This is a genomic window from Enterococcus sp. AZ009 (assembly GCF_050548785.1).
GTDB lineage: Bacteria > Bacillota > Bacilli > Lactobacillales > Enterococcaceae > Enterococcus_D > Enterococcus_D entomosocium.
The window spans coordinates 2,474,743-2,494,788 of the sequence record NZ_CP172960.1; the positions used below are offsets into that span (position 1 = coordinate 2,474,743).

General features: G+C 44.3%; 11 protein-coding genes. 3 read left to right on the forward strand and 8 right to left on the reverse strand.

The window, feature by feature from the left end:
• Nucleotides 1–18: 18 nt before the first annotated feature.
• The gene (locus tag IGJ74_RS11855) at nucleotides 19–9,393 is read right to left on the reverse strand and encodes an Ig-like domain-containing protein (protein WP_218192938.1); all 9,375 of its coding nucleotides are present in this window, start codon (nucleotides 9,391–9,393) and stop codon (nucleotides 19–21) included.
• Between the two features lie 1,151 nt (nucleotides 9,394–10,544).
• Here IGJ74_RS11855 and IGJ74_RS11860 point away from each other — a divergent pair.
• Complete coding sequence (locus IGJ74_RS11860) at nucleotides 10,545–11,429, forward strand: helix-turn-helix domain-containing protein (RefSeq protein ID WP_061054341.1); 885 nt, start codon at nucleotides 10,545–10,547, stop codon at nucleotides 11,427–11,429.
• 71 nt (nucleotides 11,430–11,500) lie between these two features.
• On the opposite strand, the gene IGJ74_RS11865 is transcribed toward IGJ74_RS11860, so the two are convergent.
• Complete coding sequence (locus tag IGJ74_RS11865) at nucleotides 11,501–13,063, reverse strand: polysaccharide deacetylase family protein (protein WP_194199537.1); 1,563 nt, start codon at nucleotides 13,061–13,063, stop codon at nucleotides 11,501–11,503.
• Between the two features lie 234 nt (nucleotides 13,064–13,297).
• On the opposite strand from IGJ74_RS11865, the gene IGJ74_RS11870 reads away from it, so the two are divergent.
• Nucleotides 13,298–13,972, forward strand: coding sequence for a CPBP family intramembrane glutamic endopeptidase (locus tag IGJ74_RS11870; RefSeq protein ID WP_218193597.1), 675 nt, complete (start codon nucleotides 13,298–13,300; stop codon nucleotides 13,970–13,972).
• Nucleotides 13,973–14,049: 77 nt separating this feature from the next.
• On the opposite strand, the gene IGJ74_RS11875 is transcribed toward IGJ74_RS11870, so the two are convergent.
• On the reverse strand, nucleotides 14,050–14,259 hold the full coding sequence (locus IGJ74_RS11875; protein WP_413130541.1) for an LPXTG cell wall anchor domain-containing protein: 210 nt from the start codon (nucleotides 14,257–14,259) through the stop codon (nucleotides 14,050–14,052).
• An 81-nt stretch (nucleotides 14,260–14,340) separates the two neighbouring features.
• Entirely contained in the window at nucleotides 14,341–14,538 is a 198-nt protein-coding gene (locus tag IGJ74_RS11880; protein ID WP_275855253.1) for a MucBP domain-containing protein, read from the reverse strand.
• A gap of 70 nt (nucleotides 14,539–14,608) precedes the next feature.
• Here IGJ74_RS11880 and IGJ74_RS11885 point away from each other — a divergent pair.
• Nucleotides 14,609–15,771 (forward strand): IS3 family transposase gene (locus IGJ74_RS11885; protein ID WP_139152374.1). Its coding sequence is split into 2 segments (ribosomal slippage): nucleotides 14,609–14,885 and nucleotides 14,885–15,771, totalling 1,164 coding nucleotides; the frame shifts between segments, so codons are not numbered across the junction.
• A 320-nt stretch (nucleotides 15,772–16,091) separates the two neighbouring features.
• Here IGJ74_RS11885 and IGJ74_RS11890 read toward each other — a convergent pair.
• Genes IGJ74_RS11890 through rfbC form a run of 4 tightly spaced genes read right to left on the reverse strand, consistent with a single transcriptional unit; the run spans nucleotide 16,092 to nucleotide 20,043 of the window.
• Nucleotides 16,092–17,510: a lipopolysaccharide biosynthesis protein gene (locus IGJ74_RS11890; protein WP_074535089.1), complete on the reverse strand. Its 1,419-nt coding sequence runs from the start codon at nucleotides 17,508–17,510 to the stop codon at nucleotides 16,092–16,094.
• A 15-nt stretch (nucleotides 17,511–17,525) separates the two neighbouring features.
• The gene (gene rfbD, locus IGJ74_RS11895; RefSeq protein ID WP_074535088.1) at nucleotides 17,526–18,368 is read right to left on the reverse strand and encodes a dTDP-4-dehydrorhamnose reductase; all 843 of its coding nucleotides are present in this window, start codon (nucleotides 18,366–18,368) and stop codon (nucleotides 17,526–17,528) included.
• A 55-nt stretch (nucleotides 18,369–18,423) separates the two neighbouring features.
• Nucleotides 18,424–19,452, reverse strand: a complete 1,029-nt coding sequence (gene rfbB, locus IGJ74_RS11900; RefSeq protein WP_074535087.1) for a dTDP-glucose 4,6-dehydratase — start codon at nucleotides 19,450–19,452, stop codon at nucleotides 18,424–18,426.
• A gap of 18 nt (nucleotides 19,453–19,470) precedes the next feature.
• Nucleotides 19,471–20,043 (reverse strand): dTDP-4-dehydrorhamnose 3,5-epimerase, encoded by a 573-nt coding sequence (rfbC, locus tag IGJ74_RS11905; protein WP_308169238.1) that lies wholly within the window; start codon nucleotides 20,041–20,043, stop codon nucleotides 19,471–19,473.
• Nucleotides 20,044–20,046: the final 3 nt, after the last annotated feature.

A 20,046-nucleotide genomic window follows, 5' to 3' on the forward strand; every position in this document is an offset into this window, starting at 1 on the left:
TCCGCTGGTAAAGTCATGCTATTTTTGTTGGTCTTTTTTCTTTCTTGCTTTGAAGAACAAACCAATTCCTCCTACAACGAAGACTGCTGCCCCAATCAGTGAAGCATACCAAGTTCCTTCAGATCCCGTTTTCGGTAGGTACTTACTTCCCCACCAGCTTTGGTTGTTATTGCTACCGTTGCCGTTGTTGTTCCCCCAACTGCCCCAGTTACCCCAAGCGCCGTTGCTTCCGTCGGTACCATTCGTTCCATTGGTACCGTCCGTGCCATTGCTACCGTCCGTGCCGTCGGTACCATCCGTACCATTGTCACCCGTTGGTACCACGATTGGTGTTGCTGCACTGCGGTATTCTCTGCCACCTGCTGTAACGATAGCCACAACGTTAAGGGTTTCTTCTGGTGAAACATCCTCTGGGTCTAATGTGATGCTGAAGGCACCATTCCCATTGGTCGTTCCAGTTCCGACAACGTCACCCGCTTCATTCAAGATTTCGATCGTCGCATTGGCTGGCCCATTCCCGAAGACTGGATAGCCATCGGTAGGATTGCCAGTGATCGTGGCAACCGGTGCGTCAACCGTCAAGGCACCGACTACGGTCGTCGTCGGATCACTTAAGGTTTCGCCTTCGGCTAAAGCAAGAACCGTAACGGTTTCGCCTTCCGTCGCTTCCGCGGATAACTCAACATCCCAGTCACCATTTTGATCGGCGATCGTTGTGATTGGTCCTTCAGCCGCGAAGATGGTCAGGAATCTACTTGTTAACGGATCGCTGATGGTAACGGTGATCGTAGCACCTGGCTCACTCGTTCCGCTGATCGTTGTATCACCAGCCGTAACTGGGTCAATGGTTGGTGTATCTGTCTTGATGCTTTCATCATCGACAGGTACGACGATTGGTGTCGGATTACTGCGGTAGTCATCCCCACCAGCAGTGACGATCGCCACAACCGATAAGTTTTCTTCTGGTGCGACATCCTCACTAGTCAATGTGATCGTATAGTCACCATTTTCATCGGTCGTGCCTGTTTCAACGACATCCCCCGCTTCATTCAAAATTTCAATCGCTGCATTGGCAGGCCCGTTCCCGGCTACTGGATAGCCTTCTTGGGAATTACCCGTAATGGACGCTGAAGGTGCGTTGACCGTGATGCCATTAACAACGGTCGTTGCTGGTTCACTGGTGGTTTCTCCTTCACTTTGCGCCACTGCTGTTACGATTTCATCTCGAGAAACTTCTGCAACTTCCACTGACCAATTTCCTGCTTCATCTGCTTCGGTTTCAACCGCTTCTTCGCCCGTTACCGTCACGGTGACCGTCGATCCCGGTACAGCAGTACCATTGATGGTCGTATCACCAGCTGTGACTGGTTCGATGATTGGTGTGGCGGTTTGATCAATCGTATTCTCAACGGGCACTACAATTGGTGTCGCATTACTACGGTAGTCTTTGCCGCCGGCTGTAATGATCGCAACGACGTTCAATGATTCTTCAGGAGAAACATCTTCACCAGAGAGCGTGATGGTGTAGTTGCCATTTTCATCGGTATTGCCTGATCCAACGACATCCCCCGCTTCATTCACGATTTCAATCGCCGCATTTGGTGCTGCCATCCCCGTCACTGGATAACCATCCTCTGGATTGCCAGTGATGGAAGCGGTCGGTGCTGAAACCGTGATGCCATCCACACTCACTGTGATTGGTGCACTAGGGTCTTTTTCAGGGGATTGTGCCACAACAGTGACGGTATCACCCTCCGCAACTTCAGGTACTTCGACTGTCCAATTGCCCTCTTCGTCCGTTTCAGTTGTGATCGGTTCATTTTCACCAATCGTTACCGTCACCGTTGAACCTGGTTCGGCAGTCCCGCTGATCGTCGTATCGCCAGCTTTGACTGGATCGATCGTTGGTGTTGCAGTTTGTTGCTCTTCTTGATCCAAAGGTACCACGATCGGTGTCGCATTACTGCGGTATTCTTTGCCGCCAGCTGTCAGAACTGCGACGACGGTTAGGCTTTCCGCTGGTGCAACAGCTGTTGGTTCAAGAGTGATGCTGTAGCTTCCTTCTGCGTCTGCAGTTCCTGAACCGACGATTTGTCCATCGCTATTCAAGATTTGCACGGTGGCATTGGCTGGTGCCGTTCCAGTTACTGGATAGCCATCCGTGCTATTGCCTGTGATAGTTGCACTAGGAGCAGTGACCGTCAACGCACCCACACCAACTGTGACTGGAGCGCTTGGCTCTTTGTCAAGTGATTGTGCCACAACAGTGACTGCATCGCCTTCAGAAACTTCTGGTACTTCTGCCGTCCAATTGCCTTCGTCATCCGTTTCAGCCGTGATTGGTTCCGCATCTGGTACGGTGATCGTCACGGTTGAACCTGGTTCAGCCGTTCCGCTGATGCTGGTATCCCCCGCCGTGATTGGATCGATCGTTGGTGCTGCTGTCTGATCCACTACCGTATCCGCTGGTACGATGACCGCTGTTGGATTACTGCGGTACTCTTTCCCACCAGCTGTAACGATGGCAACGACGTTTAAGGTTTCTTCTGGATCGACAGTTTCAGCAGTTAAGGCCACTGTATAGTTGCCGTCCCCATCAGCAGTGCCTGTTCCAACGACTTCATTGTCTGCGTTCAAGATCTCGATCGCTGCATTGGCTGGTGCTGTACCAGTCACTGGGTAGCCATCCGTGCTGTTGCCGCTGATGGAAGCTGTTGGTGCTGCGACAGTCACTCCTTCAACGATGACAGTGATTGGATCACTTGGGTCTTTGCCGTCACTGTCTGCGACGACTGTGATGGTATCCCCTTCAGACAATTCAGGCACATCGACACTCCAGTTGCCCTCATCATCTGTTTCGGCGGTTTCTTCTGTGCCGTCAGGTAGTGTCACAGTCACAGTTGAGCCTGGTTCTGCCGTTCCGCTAACTGTTTCATCGCCTGCTTTGATTGGATCAACCGTTGGTGCCGTTGTTTGATTTTCACCCGGTTCAGCTGGCACCATGATTGGTGTCGCTGGACTACGATAATCTGTACCACCAGCTGTGACCACCGCAACTACCGTCAAGTTTTCTTCAGGAGAGACATTTTCACTGGTCAAATCGATCGTGTAAAGCCCTGCATCATTGGTCGTACCCGTTCCAACTGTCTCGCCAGCTTCGTTCAAGATTTCGATGGTCGCATTCGCTGGTCCTGTTCCGGTCACTGGATAACCTTCGGCTGCATTGCCACTGATGGACGCACTAGGAGCCGCCACCGTTAATGCACCGACTGTGATCGTTGCTGGTGTACTTGGTGTTTCATTTTCTACTTCTGCTACTGCCGTAACAGTCGTCCCTTCGGAAAGCTCTGGCACATCAACTTGCCAATTGCCCTCTTCGTCAACTTCGGCTGAGATTGGGTCTTGCTCACCGACCGTCACATTGACTATTGCTCCTGGTTCGGCTGTCCCGCTAATTTCTGTTGCGCCGGCAACTGCTGGATTGATCGTTGGTGTCGTCGTTTGATCCGCAGGTACCACGACAGCCGTTGGTTGACTACGGAAGTCATCCCCACCTGCTGAAACGATGGCAATGACACGGACCGTTTCTCCTGCTGATGCCTCTTCACTGGTCAAGGTAACGGTGTAAACACCATTCTCATTGGCCGTCCCTGTGCCAATTACTTGATCATCAGCATTTAAGATTTCGATTGACGCATTAGCTGGTGCTGTACCAGTTACTGGATAGCCATCTGCACTATTGCCAGAAATCGTTGCCGTTGGTGCTGCCACGATCAGCCCTTGCACCGTCACTGTTACTGGTAAACTTTCTGTTTTGCCGTCTGCCAAGGCAGTAACTGTCAAGACATCATCCAGAGAAACCGTCGGCACAGTTGCCGTCCACTCACCTTCGTCATTCGCTGCCACTGTAACAGTATCGCCGTTTGGTAGTTCAACCGTTACATCTGCCCCAGGTTCAGCCGTTCCGCTAACGGTTGTAGCCCCAGCAATCACTGGTGCGACAGTCGGTGCCGCTGTTTGGTCTTCTGCGTTATCTTCTGGCACCACGATAGTAGTTGCCGGACTGCGATAGTCTTGACCGCCGGCTGATACGATAGCCACCACTCGCAAGGTTTCTGCTGGTGAAACACCTTCTGTCAAGGTGATCGTATACTCACCGTCTCCATTGGCAGTACCACTGCCTACCACTTCATTGGCAGCATTTAAGATTTCAATGGTTGCGTTGGCTGGTGCTGTTCCTGTGACTGGATAGCCGTCAGTACTGTTGCCCGTGATCGTTGCGGTTGGTGCAGCCACGTTCAAGGCACCGACACCAACACTGATTGGTGCACTTGGGTCTTTGCCTTCAGCTTCAGCAACCACTGTGACCGTGTCGCCTTCTGAAAGTTCTGGTACGGTGACTGTCCAATTGCCTTCCTCATCCGTTTCGGCAGTCACTGGATCTTCTCCAGGAATCGTTACCGTCACCGTTGAACCAGGTTCGGCAGTTCCTCCGACGGATGTATCACCTGCTTGCACTGGATCGATCGTTGGGGTGGTCGTTTGGTCTGCTGGTACCACGATGGAGAGCGGCGCACTGCGGTACTCATCGCCGCCAGCTGTTACCACTGCCACCACCTGAAGTGCTTCTGAAGGATTAACATCGTCGCTGCTCAATGTGATGCTGTAAGCACCTTCCTCATTTGCTTCACCGCTACCAACAACCTCACCGGCTGCATTTAAGATCTCAATCGCTGCATTTGGCGTGGCCGTTCCGGTTACTGGATACCCCTCCGAACTATTGCCGCTGATCGCTGCTGTCGGTGTCGCCACAGTGAGTGGATTTACGACGACCGTAGCTGCATCACTTGGTGTTTCCCCATCAAGGGTCGCTACCACAGAAACAATTTCTCCTTGAGAAACCTCGGGCACAGTTGCCGTCCAATTGCCTTCGTCATCCGCTTCGGCAGTGACTGGCTCTGCGTCACCAATCGTGACTGAGACTGTCGCGCCAGGTTCAGCCGTACCACTGATGGTCGTGTCGCCGGCTGTCACCGATTCAATCGTTGGGACTGCAGTTTGATCCAAAGGTACTGTGATTGGTGCAGCCGCACTGCGGTACTCTTGACCACCGGCTGTGACTACCGCCACCACCCGTAAGGCTTCAGCTGGAGACGCGTCATTACTCGTTAACGTGATCGTATATTGGCCTTCGTCATTGGCGGTGCCAGTACCTATGACCTCGTCATCGGCATTCAAGATTTTGATGGCTGCATTGGCTGGTGCCGTTCCCGTTACTGGGTAACCTGCGGTACTATTGCCGCTGATCGTCGCGGTTGGTGTAGCGATCGTCAACCCATTGACTCCAACACTGATCGGTGCACTTGGGTCTTTGTCTGGTGCTTGTGCGACCACTGTGACGGTTTCTCCTTCAGAAACTTCAGGAACTTCAACTGTCCAGTTCCCCTCGTCATCGGCTTCACCAGTAACAGGTTCTTCACCTGGGATCGTTACCGTCACCGTAGCGCCTGGTTCTGCGGTCCCACTGATCGTCGTATCCCCGGCATTGATTGGGTCGATGGTTGGTGATGCTGTTTGTTCAAGCTCATCTGCTGGGACCGTCACCGGTGTGGCAGGACTGCGGTACTGATCTCCGCCTGCTGTAACGATCGCAACGACAGACAAGGTTTCTTCTGGTGCTGCATCGGATGGTGCGATGGTTACCGTATAGTTTCCATCCCCATCGGCTGTCCCAGTACCGATCACATCGCCTGACTCATTCAACACTTCGATCGCTGCGTTCGCTGGAGCAGTCCCCGTGATTGGATAGCCATCGGTACTATTGCCGCTGATGATCGCTGTTGGTGCTGCAACGGTGACTCCATTGACTCCAACGCTGACTGGCGCGCTTGGCTCTTTGCCTTCGGCTTCCGCAACGACTGTGACTGTATCACCACCAGAGACTGCTGGCACTTCCGCAAGCCAGTTTCCTTCGTCATCCGTTTCAGCCGTTACTGGTTCTTGATCGGTGATCGTCACAGTAACCGTCGACCCTGGTTCTGCCGTTCCGCTAATCGTGGTATCACCTGCTGTGACCGGATCGATCGTTGGTGTCCCTGTTTGTTCAATGTCTGCTGGTACCGTGATTGGTGTGGCATTACTGCGGTAGTCTTGACCGCCCGCTGTCACAACTGCCACCACCTGCAAGGCTTCTTCTGGCGCCACATCGGCTGGATCTAAGGTCACGGTATAAGCACCCGTGTCATCCGCCGTCGTGCTACCAACAACATCGCCTGCTTCATTCAAAATCTCAATGGCCGCATTCGGTGTCGTTGTTCCGCTGACTGGATAACCATCCGTGCTATTGCCTGTGATGGAAGCGCTCGGTGCACTGACCGTAACACCATCAACGGTCACGGTAATCGGTGCACTTGGCTCTTTGCCTTCAGCTTCGGCAACGACTGTTACCGTATCGCCTTCTGATAATTCAGGAACCGTCGCTTCCCAGTTGCCTTCGTCATCGGCTTCTGCCGTGATCGGATCGCCTTCAGGCAGCGTGATCGTCACAGTTGCCCCTGGTTCAGCCGTTCCGCTGACGGTCGTATCCCCAGCTGTTACTGGGTCGATCGTTGGTGTTTCAGTTAAATTTTCTACATCATCTGCAGGAACTACAAGCGGTGTGCCTGTACTGCGATAATCTTCACCACCAGCCGTCACGATCGCTTCCACTCGTAAGTTGTCGCCAGCTGTCACCTCTTGAGGATCAAGGGTGATCGTGAAGTTACCATCCTCATCAGCTGTTCCGCTACCAACGACCTCTCCTGCTTCATTCAAAATTTCAATTGCTGCATTGGCAGTCGCTGTTCCCGTTACTGGATACCCATCTGTGCTATTTCCGGTGATCGTAGCCGTTGGCGCCGCCACGGTTAAACCGTTTACACTCACGGTGATTGGGGCACTCGGAACTTTGCCTTCAGACTCAGCTACGACGGTCACGGAATCGCCTTCTGATAATTCAGGAACCGTTGCTTCCCAGTTGCCTTCATCATCGGCTTCAGCCGTGATTGGATCGCCTTCAGGAAGCGTGATCGTTACCGTTGCCCCCGGTTCCGCTGTCCCACTAACGGTCGTATCTCCAGCACTGACTGGATCGATCGTTGGTGTTTCCGTCTGCAGGATATCTGCAGGCACCACAACAGGTGTTGGGTTGCTTCGATAGGTTTCGCCGCCAGCGGTCACAACCGCTGTCACATTCAGGGTTTCTTCCGCGTCAACATCCGCTGGATCTAACGTGACTGTATAAACACCATTCTCATTGGCGGTACCTGTTCCGACAATTTCGCCATCCGCATTGGTGATCTCAATGGCCGCATTTGGTGCAGCTGTTCCAGTCACTGGATAGCCCTCTTGACTATTTCCTGTGATCGAAGCTGTTGGGGCATTGACCGTCAAGGCAGACACGGTGGTACTTGCTGGCTGACTTGGTGTTTGTCCTGCTAGTTCGGCGACAGCTGAAACCGTATCGCCCTCTGACACTTCGTCCACATCAACACGCCAATTGCCCTCTTCATCGGCTTCCGTCACGATCGGATCGGCACCGTTGACCGTCACAGTAATCGAGGCACCAGGCTCAGCCGTTCCGCTGACGCTTGTATCCCCGGCAGTCACTGGTTGGATCGTTGGTGTTCCCGTTTGTTGCTCGGCATCGTCTGCTGGAACGACGATTGGCGTATTGCCACTGCGGTAAGTTTGACCGCCAGCAGTAACGATTGCAGCAACATTCAAGTTTTCATTTTCTGCTACATCTGCTGGGTTCAACGTGATACTGTAGTTGCCGTTCTCATTTGCCGTACCAGTGCCAACGACTTCACCCTCGGCATTGGTGATTTCAATGGCTGCATTTGCTGCGGCTGTCCCCGTCACAGGATACCCATCGGTGCTGTTTCCTGTAATCGAAGCCGTTGGGGCATTAACCACTGGTGCTGCTACCGTTGCCGTCGCAGGTTCACTCGCTGATTCCCCATCCGCTTCCGCTACTGCTGTGACTGTATCACCTTCTACCAATTCAGGGACATCGGTCGTCCAATTGCCGTCACCATCTGCGGTTGTGGTAATAGGTGCACCGCCGTTGATCGCCAATGTGATGGCTGCGCCTGGCTCAGCTGTTCCGCTGATCGTCGTTTCCCCTGCTGTCAATGGATTGATTGTTGGTGTATCGGTTTGATCTTCTGGTGTATCTGGCGCAAACCAAATCGAGTTATTGCCGTCAGCATCCGTAAATAAATCAATGGTGATCAAATCAAGTTGAGACATCGTTCCTTCGAAGCGGGCTTCGTAAGGATTAGATGGATTCGCCACGCCGTTTTCAACCAATTGTGCATAGGTCGGACTGGTGACATTCGTTGGAATGACTACATTGGTTTGACCTAAAACAGATGCAGAAGCGATTTGATCTGCTAAATCTGTCGTTGCATTGAAGACTGTTTGTGCCGTTTCAACCGTTGCGTTTAAAGTGGCTTTAGCTGTATTAACGGTACTTTGTACCAACGTATTGATTTGACCGATCAAGGTACCGATGCCTGGAATCCCACTTGCACCATCCAAAATACTGACTTGAATCTGGGCTGCTTGTAAATTATCGAGAATTTGATTGATGCGTTGATTGATAACGATAAATAAACCATCATCCACATTGGCAATCAGGGCACGTTCGTTATCGGTTAATCCAGCTGGAACTTCAAAATTCGCTTGGCCAAATTGTCCAAGTTGATTTAATAAGTCTAACTGGGTAGTGATTTCATCTAAGTTGACGGAAATCACTTGGCTAACATCCACGATTGAAGCCGCTGTATACAACGGATTTGGCAAGCCGCCAACGATTGTTGGCGGAATATCAAGTGCATCAGCTAAATTTTGATTGACGATTCCATCCACCGTGCTGATCAAGGTATTGACTGCTGGTGTGACTGTACCGATCAATGTTTGCAAGGCTGGGAAATTCCCCAGTTGGAGTATCACATTGGTGGAAATCGATGCATTCCCTGCCGGTTGAACCAAACCAGTAAGGCCTTGAGGAACCCCAACAACCGCGACTTTATCCCCATTCAAGACATCAACCGTTACTGCATTCGATCCAGAAATCGAGAAATTGACTTGGTTCGTTGCACCAGGAGTTGCATAAGGTGCAGACGCACTCGTGCCTGAGTTATTAGACGCTGTGATATCTGAGAAAAGTTCAGCTGAAACCAAAGCAGCTTCAACCGTCGTTGGTGCCCATAACAAACTTGCTGGCACAACCACCGTACTTGTCAACAACATTCCACTGACAGTTAAATTCGCAATAATATTTTTCTTTGTTCGAACGCGTGTGTTTTTCTTTGAATCCATGAGCTTTTTATAATTAATGCCTTTCATTCATTCTCCTCCTGTTCGAAAAAAATTTAACCGACAAAAGATAAAACTGATGATCTCTGGAATCCTTCTTTCCCCCTTTAAAACCAGATGAAAATCTATTTCAACCCAACACCAAAAGGCATAGAGAGAAAACAAAAAGTAACCGATCGCAAGGCGAAGATTTTTTCGCATGCTTTCTGAAAAACCCAGTGATTTTTGTTCAAATAGTTTAGAAGCACATTAGCTCACTCTTGTGAAACTAAAAAATAAAATAACTAAACGAACACACTGTGTACCAAAATTCTAGCAAATTTATTTCTTTCCAACAAATTATAAACACGATAAATAATTAAAAAAACACTGAATTTCACCTTTCAAAACACAAAAGGTTTATTTTATAAACAAGCAGAAATTATTTATATTTATCTTATAAACAAATGTATAATGATAAAATATTGCCTTTTTTCGTCAGTTAACCTTTCTTTTTTTTATATTTAATCAATATAATGAATACGATTTCAATTGCATGTTTATACACTGGGATAGAGAAAAATGATGATTGTGTTTTTCATGATTTTAACCTCGTTTTTTACCTCCGCAAATAAAAAAACAAAAATAATTTATACGTTTTTCACGATATCACCTAAAATAACTCTTGCTAACGAAAAAAAGGAATCGAAACGCTGGCAGAAAGTTCTGTGAAAAAAGAATGAAACTATTCTATCAAAATCAACGTTGCACTATTATGAACGATTATTTCTTCAGTTGCTCTTCACTGCTTTTCATCCTCACCTAGTTATTTGGTCCTACATTTCGGACGTAAACGTTCATTCTACTTTAAGCGGTTATACTTGTTGGTAAGAAGGAAACACCGCTGCCCAATTGGCTTCTTCTAATACGACTTAAGGAGCAATAAACGATGCATTGGCTAGTAATGATTTTTCTATTGATCTGCCTCAGTTTTGTCTAAAAAAAGCGTGAGAACCGAATGTTCTCACGCTTTTCTACGATCCCCCTTTGAGGATCCTCTATCACAAAGATTACTGAACGATTTCTTCCACCAAATCAAGGAAAGTCTGAAATAAAAGACCTTTTAGATTCCTCTATTGGCTTTACTTTACTATAATGAGGATACATGATTTCATTAATTCAACGAGAGCGGAGGCTTTCTTATGTATGGCGAAACGATCAGACAAATTCGATTGAAAAAAGGCTTCACCCAAAAAGAAGTCTATGGCACGATTATTTCAAAGTCTTATGCCATCGAGTTCGAAAAAGGCAAGCATCAAATTGCTGCCAACTTGCTGTTGCAAATTTTAGAAAATCTCTCAATGGATATCGATGAATTTCTCTATATCGCGAATGGCTATCGCCTGGATGAGCAAAACAGCTATAATCATCGGTATAATCAATATTCAAACAAACACGATCTGCCAAATTTACAAAAGCTGTTACAGGAACTACAACAAACCACTAGTAGACTGAACAATATCCGTATTGCAGAGGTTCGCTCGCGAATTCGCATGCTACAATGCTTGGCAAAACATGGGGTCTATCGACAAAGTGCTGTTTTAGAATGCGATCGCCAAACGATCACTTCTTACCTCATTGATGTTGAGAGCTGGACGTTACAAGAAATCCAACTATTTGGCAACACCATCGATCTTCTGGACAACGACCATAATTTCCTCTTTTTCAAAAAAGTATCCAAGATGCTCGAGTACTACATCGATATGGAAAAAGGTCGTGAAATCTACTGCGCCTTGCTGATCAATTTGATTGAATATACGCTAAAACACCAGCAGTACGATGCGACGGAAGTTCTCGTTGTCCAATTGAAACTTTTAGCGACAGACTACAAAGAATTTTTCCACCAAACCGTCTGCAAGTTTTTCCAAGGCGTGTTGCTCATAAGAACCGGCGATCAAAAAGCTGGTGAAACGATCACGCAAAAGATGTTGGCTATTATGCGAGAACTGGATCAAGAAGCCCTTGCCGATGATTTTGCTTTGCTATTGGATGAAGATTATCTCCAAGCATTTGCCTCCTCCGAGTGATAAAGCGGCAACTGCAGCGTTCGTTAATAAAAAAAGGAAGTGATGGCAATCATCACTTCCTTTTTCAGCTATTAGCTAACACTACGTTCGTCTGTCGCTCCAAAGTATTGATACATTGGTTTTTGGTTGCCATTGAGCAATTGATCCACCGTCACAAATTCATAGCCTTGCGCTTTCAGCGTTTGAATAATACCAGGTACGGCTTGAACGGATTTCGGATGAATATCATGGAGCAGAATTATTGAACCATCGTAGACATTATTTTGTACGACCTTCAAAATTTTGTTCGGATCTTTTAGCTTCCAATCCTCGGTATCAACACTCCATTGAATGATCGATTTTCCTGCCGCTTGGGCGCTCTGTTGATCGATCGCCCCATACGGCGGGCGCAAATTCTTAGGTAAGACTCCTGTTGCCTGATAGATTGCTTTGTCGGTCTTAGTTATTTCAGCTTTGACATCCTCCGGCGACAACGTATTTAATTGCGGATGTGAATAGGAGTGACTGGCAATTTCATGCCCTTCCTCATGGACTTTTTTCGATACTTCAGGATATCGATCCACCATTTGTCCTAATTCAAAAAACGTTGCTTTGACATCGTTGTCCTTTAAAATCTTCAAAAGATCTAATGTGGTTGTGTCGTTAGGGCCATCATCGAAAGTCAGTGCAACATATTTTTTGTTTTGGTCCAATGTCGATTGTTGCTCTTTCAATTGATCCGCATTAACAAGTTCCGGATCAATAAACGGTGCAATCTCTTTGTACGCCAACGTGATCTCAGATACGCCAGTTTGATTTTGGGGCAACTGGATCGTTAATTTTTCAGGATCATACGTAAATTTCGACTCATAGGTGATTCGATCCATCGCCAAGACCGCATCAATGACTTTATCAGGTTCCTTGGCTTGGTCTAAAATCTTTTGCTGAATGACTTGCTGGATCCCTAGCAAGCTGCCCTCGTCTGGAACCAAGTCTTTCAAGGATAATTCATTGCCGGTTTTCTCGGAAATAAAAATTGGATCGGCAACCACGCTATCCGCATCTTCAAAGCGACCAGTTTCCCGATTCCAAACATAGCTGTCCGCTTTTAAAGAATAGGTTGACACTTTCGATGCGACAGCTTGTGCTTCAATCCGAGCAACAGTGACTGTCTCTTTGTCGGTGTGTTTTTTGCATAATTTGTTCGCCATGGTCGACAATTTCTTGCTTGCATCTTTGACAGGAATCGTACTTTCTTCTTTTGGTCGGAAAATCAATTCTTTCTTGTCCCCATTAGACAATGTTTCGAGTTTTGCTGGGATTCCCTCTTTAACTTGTTCTTCTTGGATCGATGCCAATAACTTTTCAGCAGCAGCCTCATATTTTTCCCGTGCCAAGGCTTCTTGCTGCTTCAACGTAAAGGCGATATAGCCGCCAGTGGCGATAATGACAATTGTCAGAAGCGTCATCAATGAAAAGAGATACTTACGATGGGTTGGCTTCTTTTTAGAAACTTGACGATTGGTGGTTTGCGTGCGTTTTGCCGTTCCCGTTGTTTGCTTTTGATGTGATTCGACCCTTGAAAAAGGTGCTTGTTTTTCAGACATCGCTTCTTTATGTTGTGAATTATTTGAATAATTGCTTGATTTCTTCATAAACATTCTCCCTAAAACATAATAACGTAAACAAAATGTAACATAAGCGTAATAATATTTCAACAGTGTTACAGAGATTCTTATAAACTTCTCTTTTTGTTCACCATTTTTGAGAATTGTTCTTAGAAATCTTTTATTCTGATACTAATAAAATCAAGCCTGTCAGTCATGATATCGTATTCACTCCTTTTTATTTTCGTTTAAAAATAATGAGAGATATCTTTTTGTACTTTGATGTTTTTTCTGTTTATAATTCAGCTTGTGGCAATTACTTTAAAGGATGTGTTCAAAATGAAACACAAGTCAGCAATGTATTTATTTATTCTCACATTAGTCATCGGTTTAACCTATCAAATGCTTCCCTATACACCCCTAAGCGATTCCGTTTTATCCATCGTTGGTACTGTATGGAATGTGATTTTGGCATTTGGTGCAGGGTACTTCCTCTTACGAAGGACCTTTTTGGAACAATTCAAGCATTTTCGTTTCATTGTTTTATTATGGGGTGTGCCTTTCGTCATTTTGACTGGCGTGTTCTTTTCCTTTATTTATGCCGCTATTTTTGGACAACCGACAACTAATTCGATCAGCGAGACTATCACCGTCCAAATGGTCTTTCTACAAGTTCCCTTCATGCTCATGGGGGAAGAATTGCTTAGCACCAATCTCTTGTTGGCTTTACAGAAAAAAGGACTCTCTTTCTTCTGGTCTTCCGTCATTTGCAGTGTGCTATTCGCTTTGTGGCACATCCCAGCGTACGGTTTTCATCCAGCACAATTATTGATCACCTTGATGCCTGCCAGATTGGCACTCAACTACGTTTGGAAAAAATCCAATAGCGTATGGGTCAGCTGGATCTGCCATTTTCTTTATGATTCCCTTGGGTTCATTTCATTTTTAGGTAAATAAGCAACAAAAAGGACAGCTGAATCGCAGCTGTCCTTTTTTTAGTCAGTAACGCCTTTCCCCGATGATTTAATCAATTGTTACTTTCGCTTTTTAAAATAAAGCCAGCTTGCCGTGGCGATAAAGCACAAACCAACTACAAATGGGAACAACGTCCCCTGCTCATCGGTTTGCGGCAATCTTTGTGCAGAAGCGCTTTTTTTCGAAACAACAGTTTGCACAGGAGCTTTTTCTCTATTATCAGAACTATCAACTGTTGCAGCTTGTTCTTTTGTATAAACGTACGTCACAGTTGCCCCCAGCTTGCCGAATGTTCCTTTCGCATTTTGTGGCAAACGACTTCGATCTAAGACGTAGTCGTTGATTGATATTTAGTATTTTTCTGTGCTAGCATCGTAAGGTTCGCCTACATTTCCTGATAGGATTTGGGAAGCATGAATTTCGTTACCTTCTGTGTCTACATACTCCACCGTTACATCCGCTGCTGGTACCGGACTTTTTGTGTAGATGTAGGTGACTGTTTGCGCTGTTTCGCTAAACACACCTTTACTGTTTTTTGGTAATTGGATAGGCTACAATTAACTAGACAGAAAAATTAAGGTGTGTAGACTAGAAGAAAACATACCAGGAGGAATTTTTATGTCTAAGAGAACACGAAGAACTTTTTCACAAGAATTCAAGCAACAAATCGTCAATCTTTACTTAGCTGGAAAGCCACGTGTAGAAATCATTCGAGAATATGAACTAACGGCTTCAGCATTTGACAAATGGGTAAAGCAATCTAAAACGAGTGGTTCATTCAAAGAAAAAGATAATCTTACGCCTGAACAAAAAGAATTGTTAGAACTACGTAAAAGAAACCAGCAATTAGAAATGGAAAATGATATTTTAAAGCAAGCAGCGCTGATATTCGGACGAAGAGACAAGTAATCGATGCGAATAAGCATCTTTACCCTATATCAGCGATGTGCAGAATATTAGGTCTATCACGTCAGTCCTATTATTATCAATCAAAACCAAAGAAAGATGAATCAGAACTTGAAGAAGTAGTCGCTGAAGAATTTATCCGCAGCCGAAAGGCCTACGGCTCAAGAAAAATAAAAAAAGCCTTATCAAAACGAGGCATTCAGATCAGCCGACGAAAAATTAGTAGAATCATGAAAAATAGAGGATTAAAATCGAGCTATACTGTTGCTTATTTTAAAGTACATCATTCTACTTGCAATGAAGCCAAAACGACAAACGTATTGAATCGTAAATTCTTAAGAGACAACCCATTAGAAGCGATCGTAACAGACTTGACTTATGTACGAGTCGGGAAAAAATGGAATTATGTCTGTTTCATTTTGGATCTGTTCAATCGAGAAATTCTCGGCTATTCTTGTGGAGAACATAAAGATGCCGTTCTAGTAAAAAAAGCATTTAGCCGTATCAAACAACCTCTGACAGAGGTTGAGATTTTTCATACTGATCGTGGAAAAGAGTTTGATAACCAAGCTATTGATGAATTATTAACAACTTTTGATATCAATCGATCATTAAGTCATAAAGGCTGTCCTTTTGATAATGCCGTAGCTGAACCAACTTACAAGTCGTTGAAAGTAGAATTTGTCTATCAATACACATTTGAAACCTTACAACAATTGGATTTGGAGTTATTTGACTATGTCAATTGGTGGAACCACCTTCGGTTGCACGGTACACTTGGCTACGAGACACCGGTTGGTTACCGTAACCAGAGATTGGCGCAGCGAATCCTTGATAATGAGCTCGGATGTGCTAACGCTAGCGAGGCAGTCTAACTTTAACTGTTAGCTCCTGCCGAAGATCGTCACATCCGAGGAGGCTCATTGTCAAGGACAATCGGAATAGCATACGGAAAGAAGTTCTGCACCTTATAAAATTTGTCAAAAAAACTGTTGCCATTCCATCTACTCGTTTTTCTAGAGTGAGTTTCATCTTTCTTTTTGGCATACAAAATACCCCCTATACAGGACTTTTATATTTCAGTGTCCTATATAGGGGGAGCATATCATCGAGTATTCAACGTGGTCTTTTTTCAACTAGTTTAAAACATATCTCTCACATAAAAATGTAGCGTTACATCAATAAATTCCTTATATTATCCACGTATTGCCGATACTAACTGCTTGAAACTAACTTTGATTTTATTAGTATTAATGGCAATATAAATAGAGAAGCAAATCAAAAATAAAATAAAACTTACTAAATTAGAAAGTAACATATTTGATACTATAAAAATAATTGTTATAATTATTTCCTGAATAAGATTACCCACAATATTTATCTCTAGTACTTTGCTTAACAATAATTCAGCTAAAATACATCGGAAAGCTAAGCAGATCATTATTCCTAAAACTACTAAATCAATATTGTTAAAATAAAAAATAGTAATCACTGAAAGAACTATAGTTAACAATAAAGAAGCCATATTGGCCAGCAATATATATTTCTCTTTTCGGATTGTTTTTAAATAGGTATTTATTAACAGAGACATTCTTCCTTCATAAATAACCATTGGAAATAAAACGCCCATAAATCTTAGACTGTCTTTATATGCTGGGAGCCAGTTTTCTAAAATTATTCGTATAGGATTAAAAAAGAGTAACAACGAAAAAGTAAGTGGAACAAATACTGTTCTGATTTGCTCATAAAGAATTTTTAAATTACTACGATTCGTACGTCGTAATAAAGGAAAAATCACAATACCAACAGCGTTTATAAAAGTCATAAACATATTCGAAATACTTAAAGTAAATGACAGTTTACCAAAAGTTTCTATATCCCATTTATTTTCCACAAGTAACCTTGTAATCCCAATAATCAGCATACTTGCAATATTACTAATCATTAGGTTACTACCAATTTTTATATTTTCAAGTATTTCAGAAAAATATTTTTTCCCCCTTTTCACCTTATTAAAAACAATATCATTAATCTGATATATTCCCCATAAGGTTACTATTAATCTTGAAAATATGTCACTTACTGCTAAAACAACAAAACTTCTTCCCCCTAGAAACAAGTATATAAAAATAAAGACTATATATATATATCTATCGAAGCGAGAAAGGTTAGCATACTCTTTAATTCTATTCGTTGATTGAAAAATATATAAGATAAACATTCTTAAATTCGTAATGATGGTAACTACAGCTGTACAGAGTAAGATTAGACTCTTTTCTCCAGAGTCATGTCTTAATAATACATATAGGACGATTCCGAAAGCAATAAATATTTGCGATACAAATAAATACCAAAACTGGACATTTAAACTAACCTTATCTAAATTGTCATACTCTTCCCCACCTATTTTTAGGTATATTCCATCAAGCCAACCAAAATGCAAAAAACCTACATAGCTTGAATAAAATACATACAATTGCCAGTAGCTATATTCCTTGATTCCCAAAATCCGAGGAACAAATAAATTTAAAACTACTGATATTATTAATATCGATAAATTAGCCGATATTGTATATCTAAGATTTCTAAATAAATTTTTTGCTTTATTATTCATTTATATTTATCATCCTCAATGGTGAAGCATCTTCGCCAAAGCTTCTTGCCAACTAGGTATCTCAAAACCTATGTTCTTTGCTTTGCTCAGATCCATCACTGAATATTGTGGACGTTCTGCTTTTTGTGGGAATTCTTCAGAGGTGACAGGCAAAACAGTAACTTTCTGATTGTCTTTGAGGATTTCTTTAGCAAATTCGTACCATGAACACACCCCGTCGTTTGACAAATGATACACACCATATGGCGCTTTCTTTTCAATGACAAAAAGCATGAATTCCGCTAAAGTTCTGGTCCATGTTGGTCGCCCAAATTGGTCATTGACCACAGTTAATGTATCCCGTGACTCCGCTAGTTTTTGCATGGTAAATACAAAATTATGTCCGTACTGACCAAATACCCATGATGTTCGAATGATATAATAATCCTCCAAGGTTTCTTGAACAGCTTGTTCTCCTAACAACTTGGTACGGCCATATTCATTCAATGGATGTGTCGGATCATCGACCTGATACTCGCCGTCTTTTTTCGTGCCGTCAAACACATAATCGGTACTGATGTACACCAATGTTGCTCCGACTTCTTTTGCGGCCAAAGCAACATTTTTCGTTCCTTCGACATTGATTCGTTCATCTATCTCTTTGCCTTCGTCCTCAGCTTTGTCTACTGCGGTGTAAGCGGCACAGTGAAAAATGACTGAAGGCTTCAATTCTTTAATAAATGTCTTTGTCTGTTGGGCATCGGTGATATCCAATTCATCTCGATCCGTCGCCACTACTTCTTGTTGAGGCATCTGTTCATTTAACAGATGACGTAATTCTGTCCCTAGTTGTCCATTACTGCCAGTGATTAAAAACATTTTTCCCATCCTTTCAAAAAAGCAGGATCACTCCTGCTTTATTTGCTGTTGCTCTTTATTGATCGTTCTTGGCATAAGCCGCTTCTACAGCTGCTTTTCCCGCATGCCACCATGCTTGATTTTCAGTATACCATTGGATGGTAGCATCCAAGCCTTCTCGGAAATCAGTAAACTCTGGCTGCCAGCCTAACTCTTCACGGAGTCTTGTGGAATCAATGGCATAACGGAGATCGTGTCCTGCGCGATCCTTGACTTGATCATAAGCATCTTTCGGCTGTCCCATAGCCTCTAAAATCATTTCTAAGACAGTCTTGTTGTCTTGTTCACCATCAGCACCGATCAAATAAGTTTCCCCGATTTTTCCTTTTGTTAGGATTAACCAAACAGCGGAAGAATGATCGTTTGTATGAATCCAATCTCGGACATTCTTTCCTTCACCATACAATTTAGGGCGAATACCGCTTAAGATATTCGTAATCTGACGAGGGATAAATTTTTCAATATGCTGATATGGACCATAATTATTGGAACAATTAGAGATCGTCGCCTGTAAGCCAAATGAACGAACCCACGCACGAACCAAAAGATCTGAACCTGCCTTCGTAGAAGAATAAGGACTTGAAGGATTATACGCTGTTTCCGCGGTGAATTTTTCTCCTGCTCCTTCTCCATGACCTGGAAGATCTTCTCGCAGTGGGAGATCGCCATAAACTTCATCCGTCGATACATGATGGTAACGCACATTATACTTACGACAAGCTTCCAACAAAGTATACGTACCGATCAGATTTGTTTGTACAAATGGAAACGGATCTTTCAATGAGTTATCATTGTGAGATTCTGCCGCATAATGCACTACAGCATCTGTATCTTGAACAAGTTTATCTACCAATGGTGCATCAGTGATATCACCAACCACCAATTCTACCCGGTCTTCTGGTAATCCGGCTAGATTTTCTTTATTGCCGGCATAGGTCAACTTATCCAAAACCGTCACATGAACGTCCGGATGATTGTTAACGACATAATGAACAAAGTTAGAACCGATAAACCCAGCTCCTCCAGTAACAATAATTTTTTTCATTTCAGCTTGCTCCTCACTCTAGATCTCACCATATACAAATGGATTTTCTGCTTCGAACACTTTTAATGTTGGGTGATGATGATCTTTTTCCGACATAATCGCTTGTTCACGACCAATCGGCCAATTAATGTCTAGATCTGGATCATCAAAGGCAATTCCACCATCCGCTTCAGCATTGTAATAATTATCGCATTTGTAAAGGAAGTTCACATCTGGAGTCAGTGTCACAAAACCATGCGCATAGCCCTTTGGTACCAGTAATTGACGGTGATTGTATTCCGAAAGAAGATACCCTTCCCATTGCCCATAGGTAGGACTGCCTTTGCGGATATCAACGATCACATCCCAGACCACACCAGTCACTACACGAATCAATTTTGTTTGAGCCGCTTCACCCTTTTGAAAATGAAGCCCACGTAAAACGCCTGGTTGTGTCGATAAAGAATGGTTATCTTGAATAAAGTCATAGGCAATACCTGCTTCTTCAAAATCGACCGCTGAATAACTTTCTGTAAAAAAGCCGCGGTGATCGCCAAAAACAGCAGGTTCGATGATTTTCACATCGGTTAGTTTGGTAGTGGTTACTTTGATTTT

Coding starts and splice junctions, on each gene's coding strand:
- IGJ74_RS11855 (WP_218192938.1), bottom strand. CDS start 9,393: ATGAAAGGCATTAATTATAAAAAGCTCATGGATTCAAAGAAAAACACA.
- IGJ74_RS11860 (WP_061054341.1), top strand. CDS start 10,545: ATGTATGGCGAAACGATCAGACAAATTCGATTGAAAAAAGGCTTCACC.
- IGJ74_RS11865 (WP_194199537.1), bottom strand. CDS start 13,063: ATGAAGAAATCAAGCAATTATTCAAATAATTCACAACATAAAGAAGCG.
- IGJ74_RS11870 (WP_218193597.1), top strand. CDS start 13,298: ATGTTTTTTCTGTTTATAATTCAGCTTGTGGCAATTACTTTAAAGGAT.
- IGJ74_RS11890 (WP_074535089.1), bottom strand. CDS start 17,510: ATGAATAATAAAGCAAAAAATTTATTTAGAAATCTTAGATATACAATA.
- rfbD (WP_074535088.1), bottom strand. CDS start 18,368: ATGTTTTTAATCACTGGCAGTAATGGACAACTAGGGACAGAATTACGT.
- rfbB (WP_074535087.1), bottom strand. CDS start 19,452: ATGAAAAAAATTATTGTTACTGGAGGAGCTGGGTTTATCGGTTCTAAC.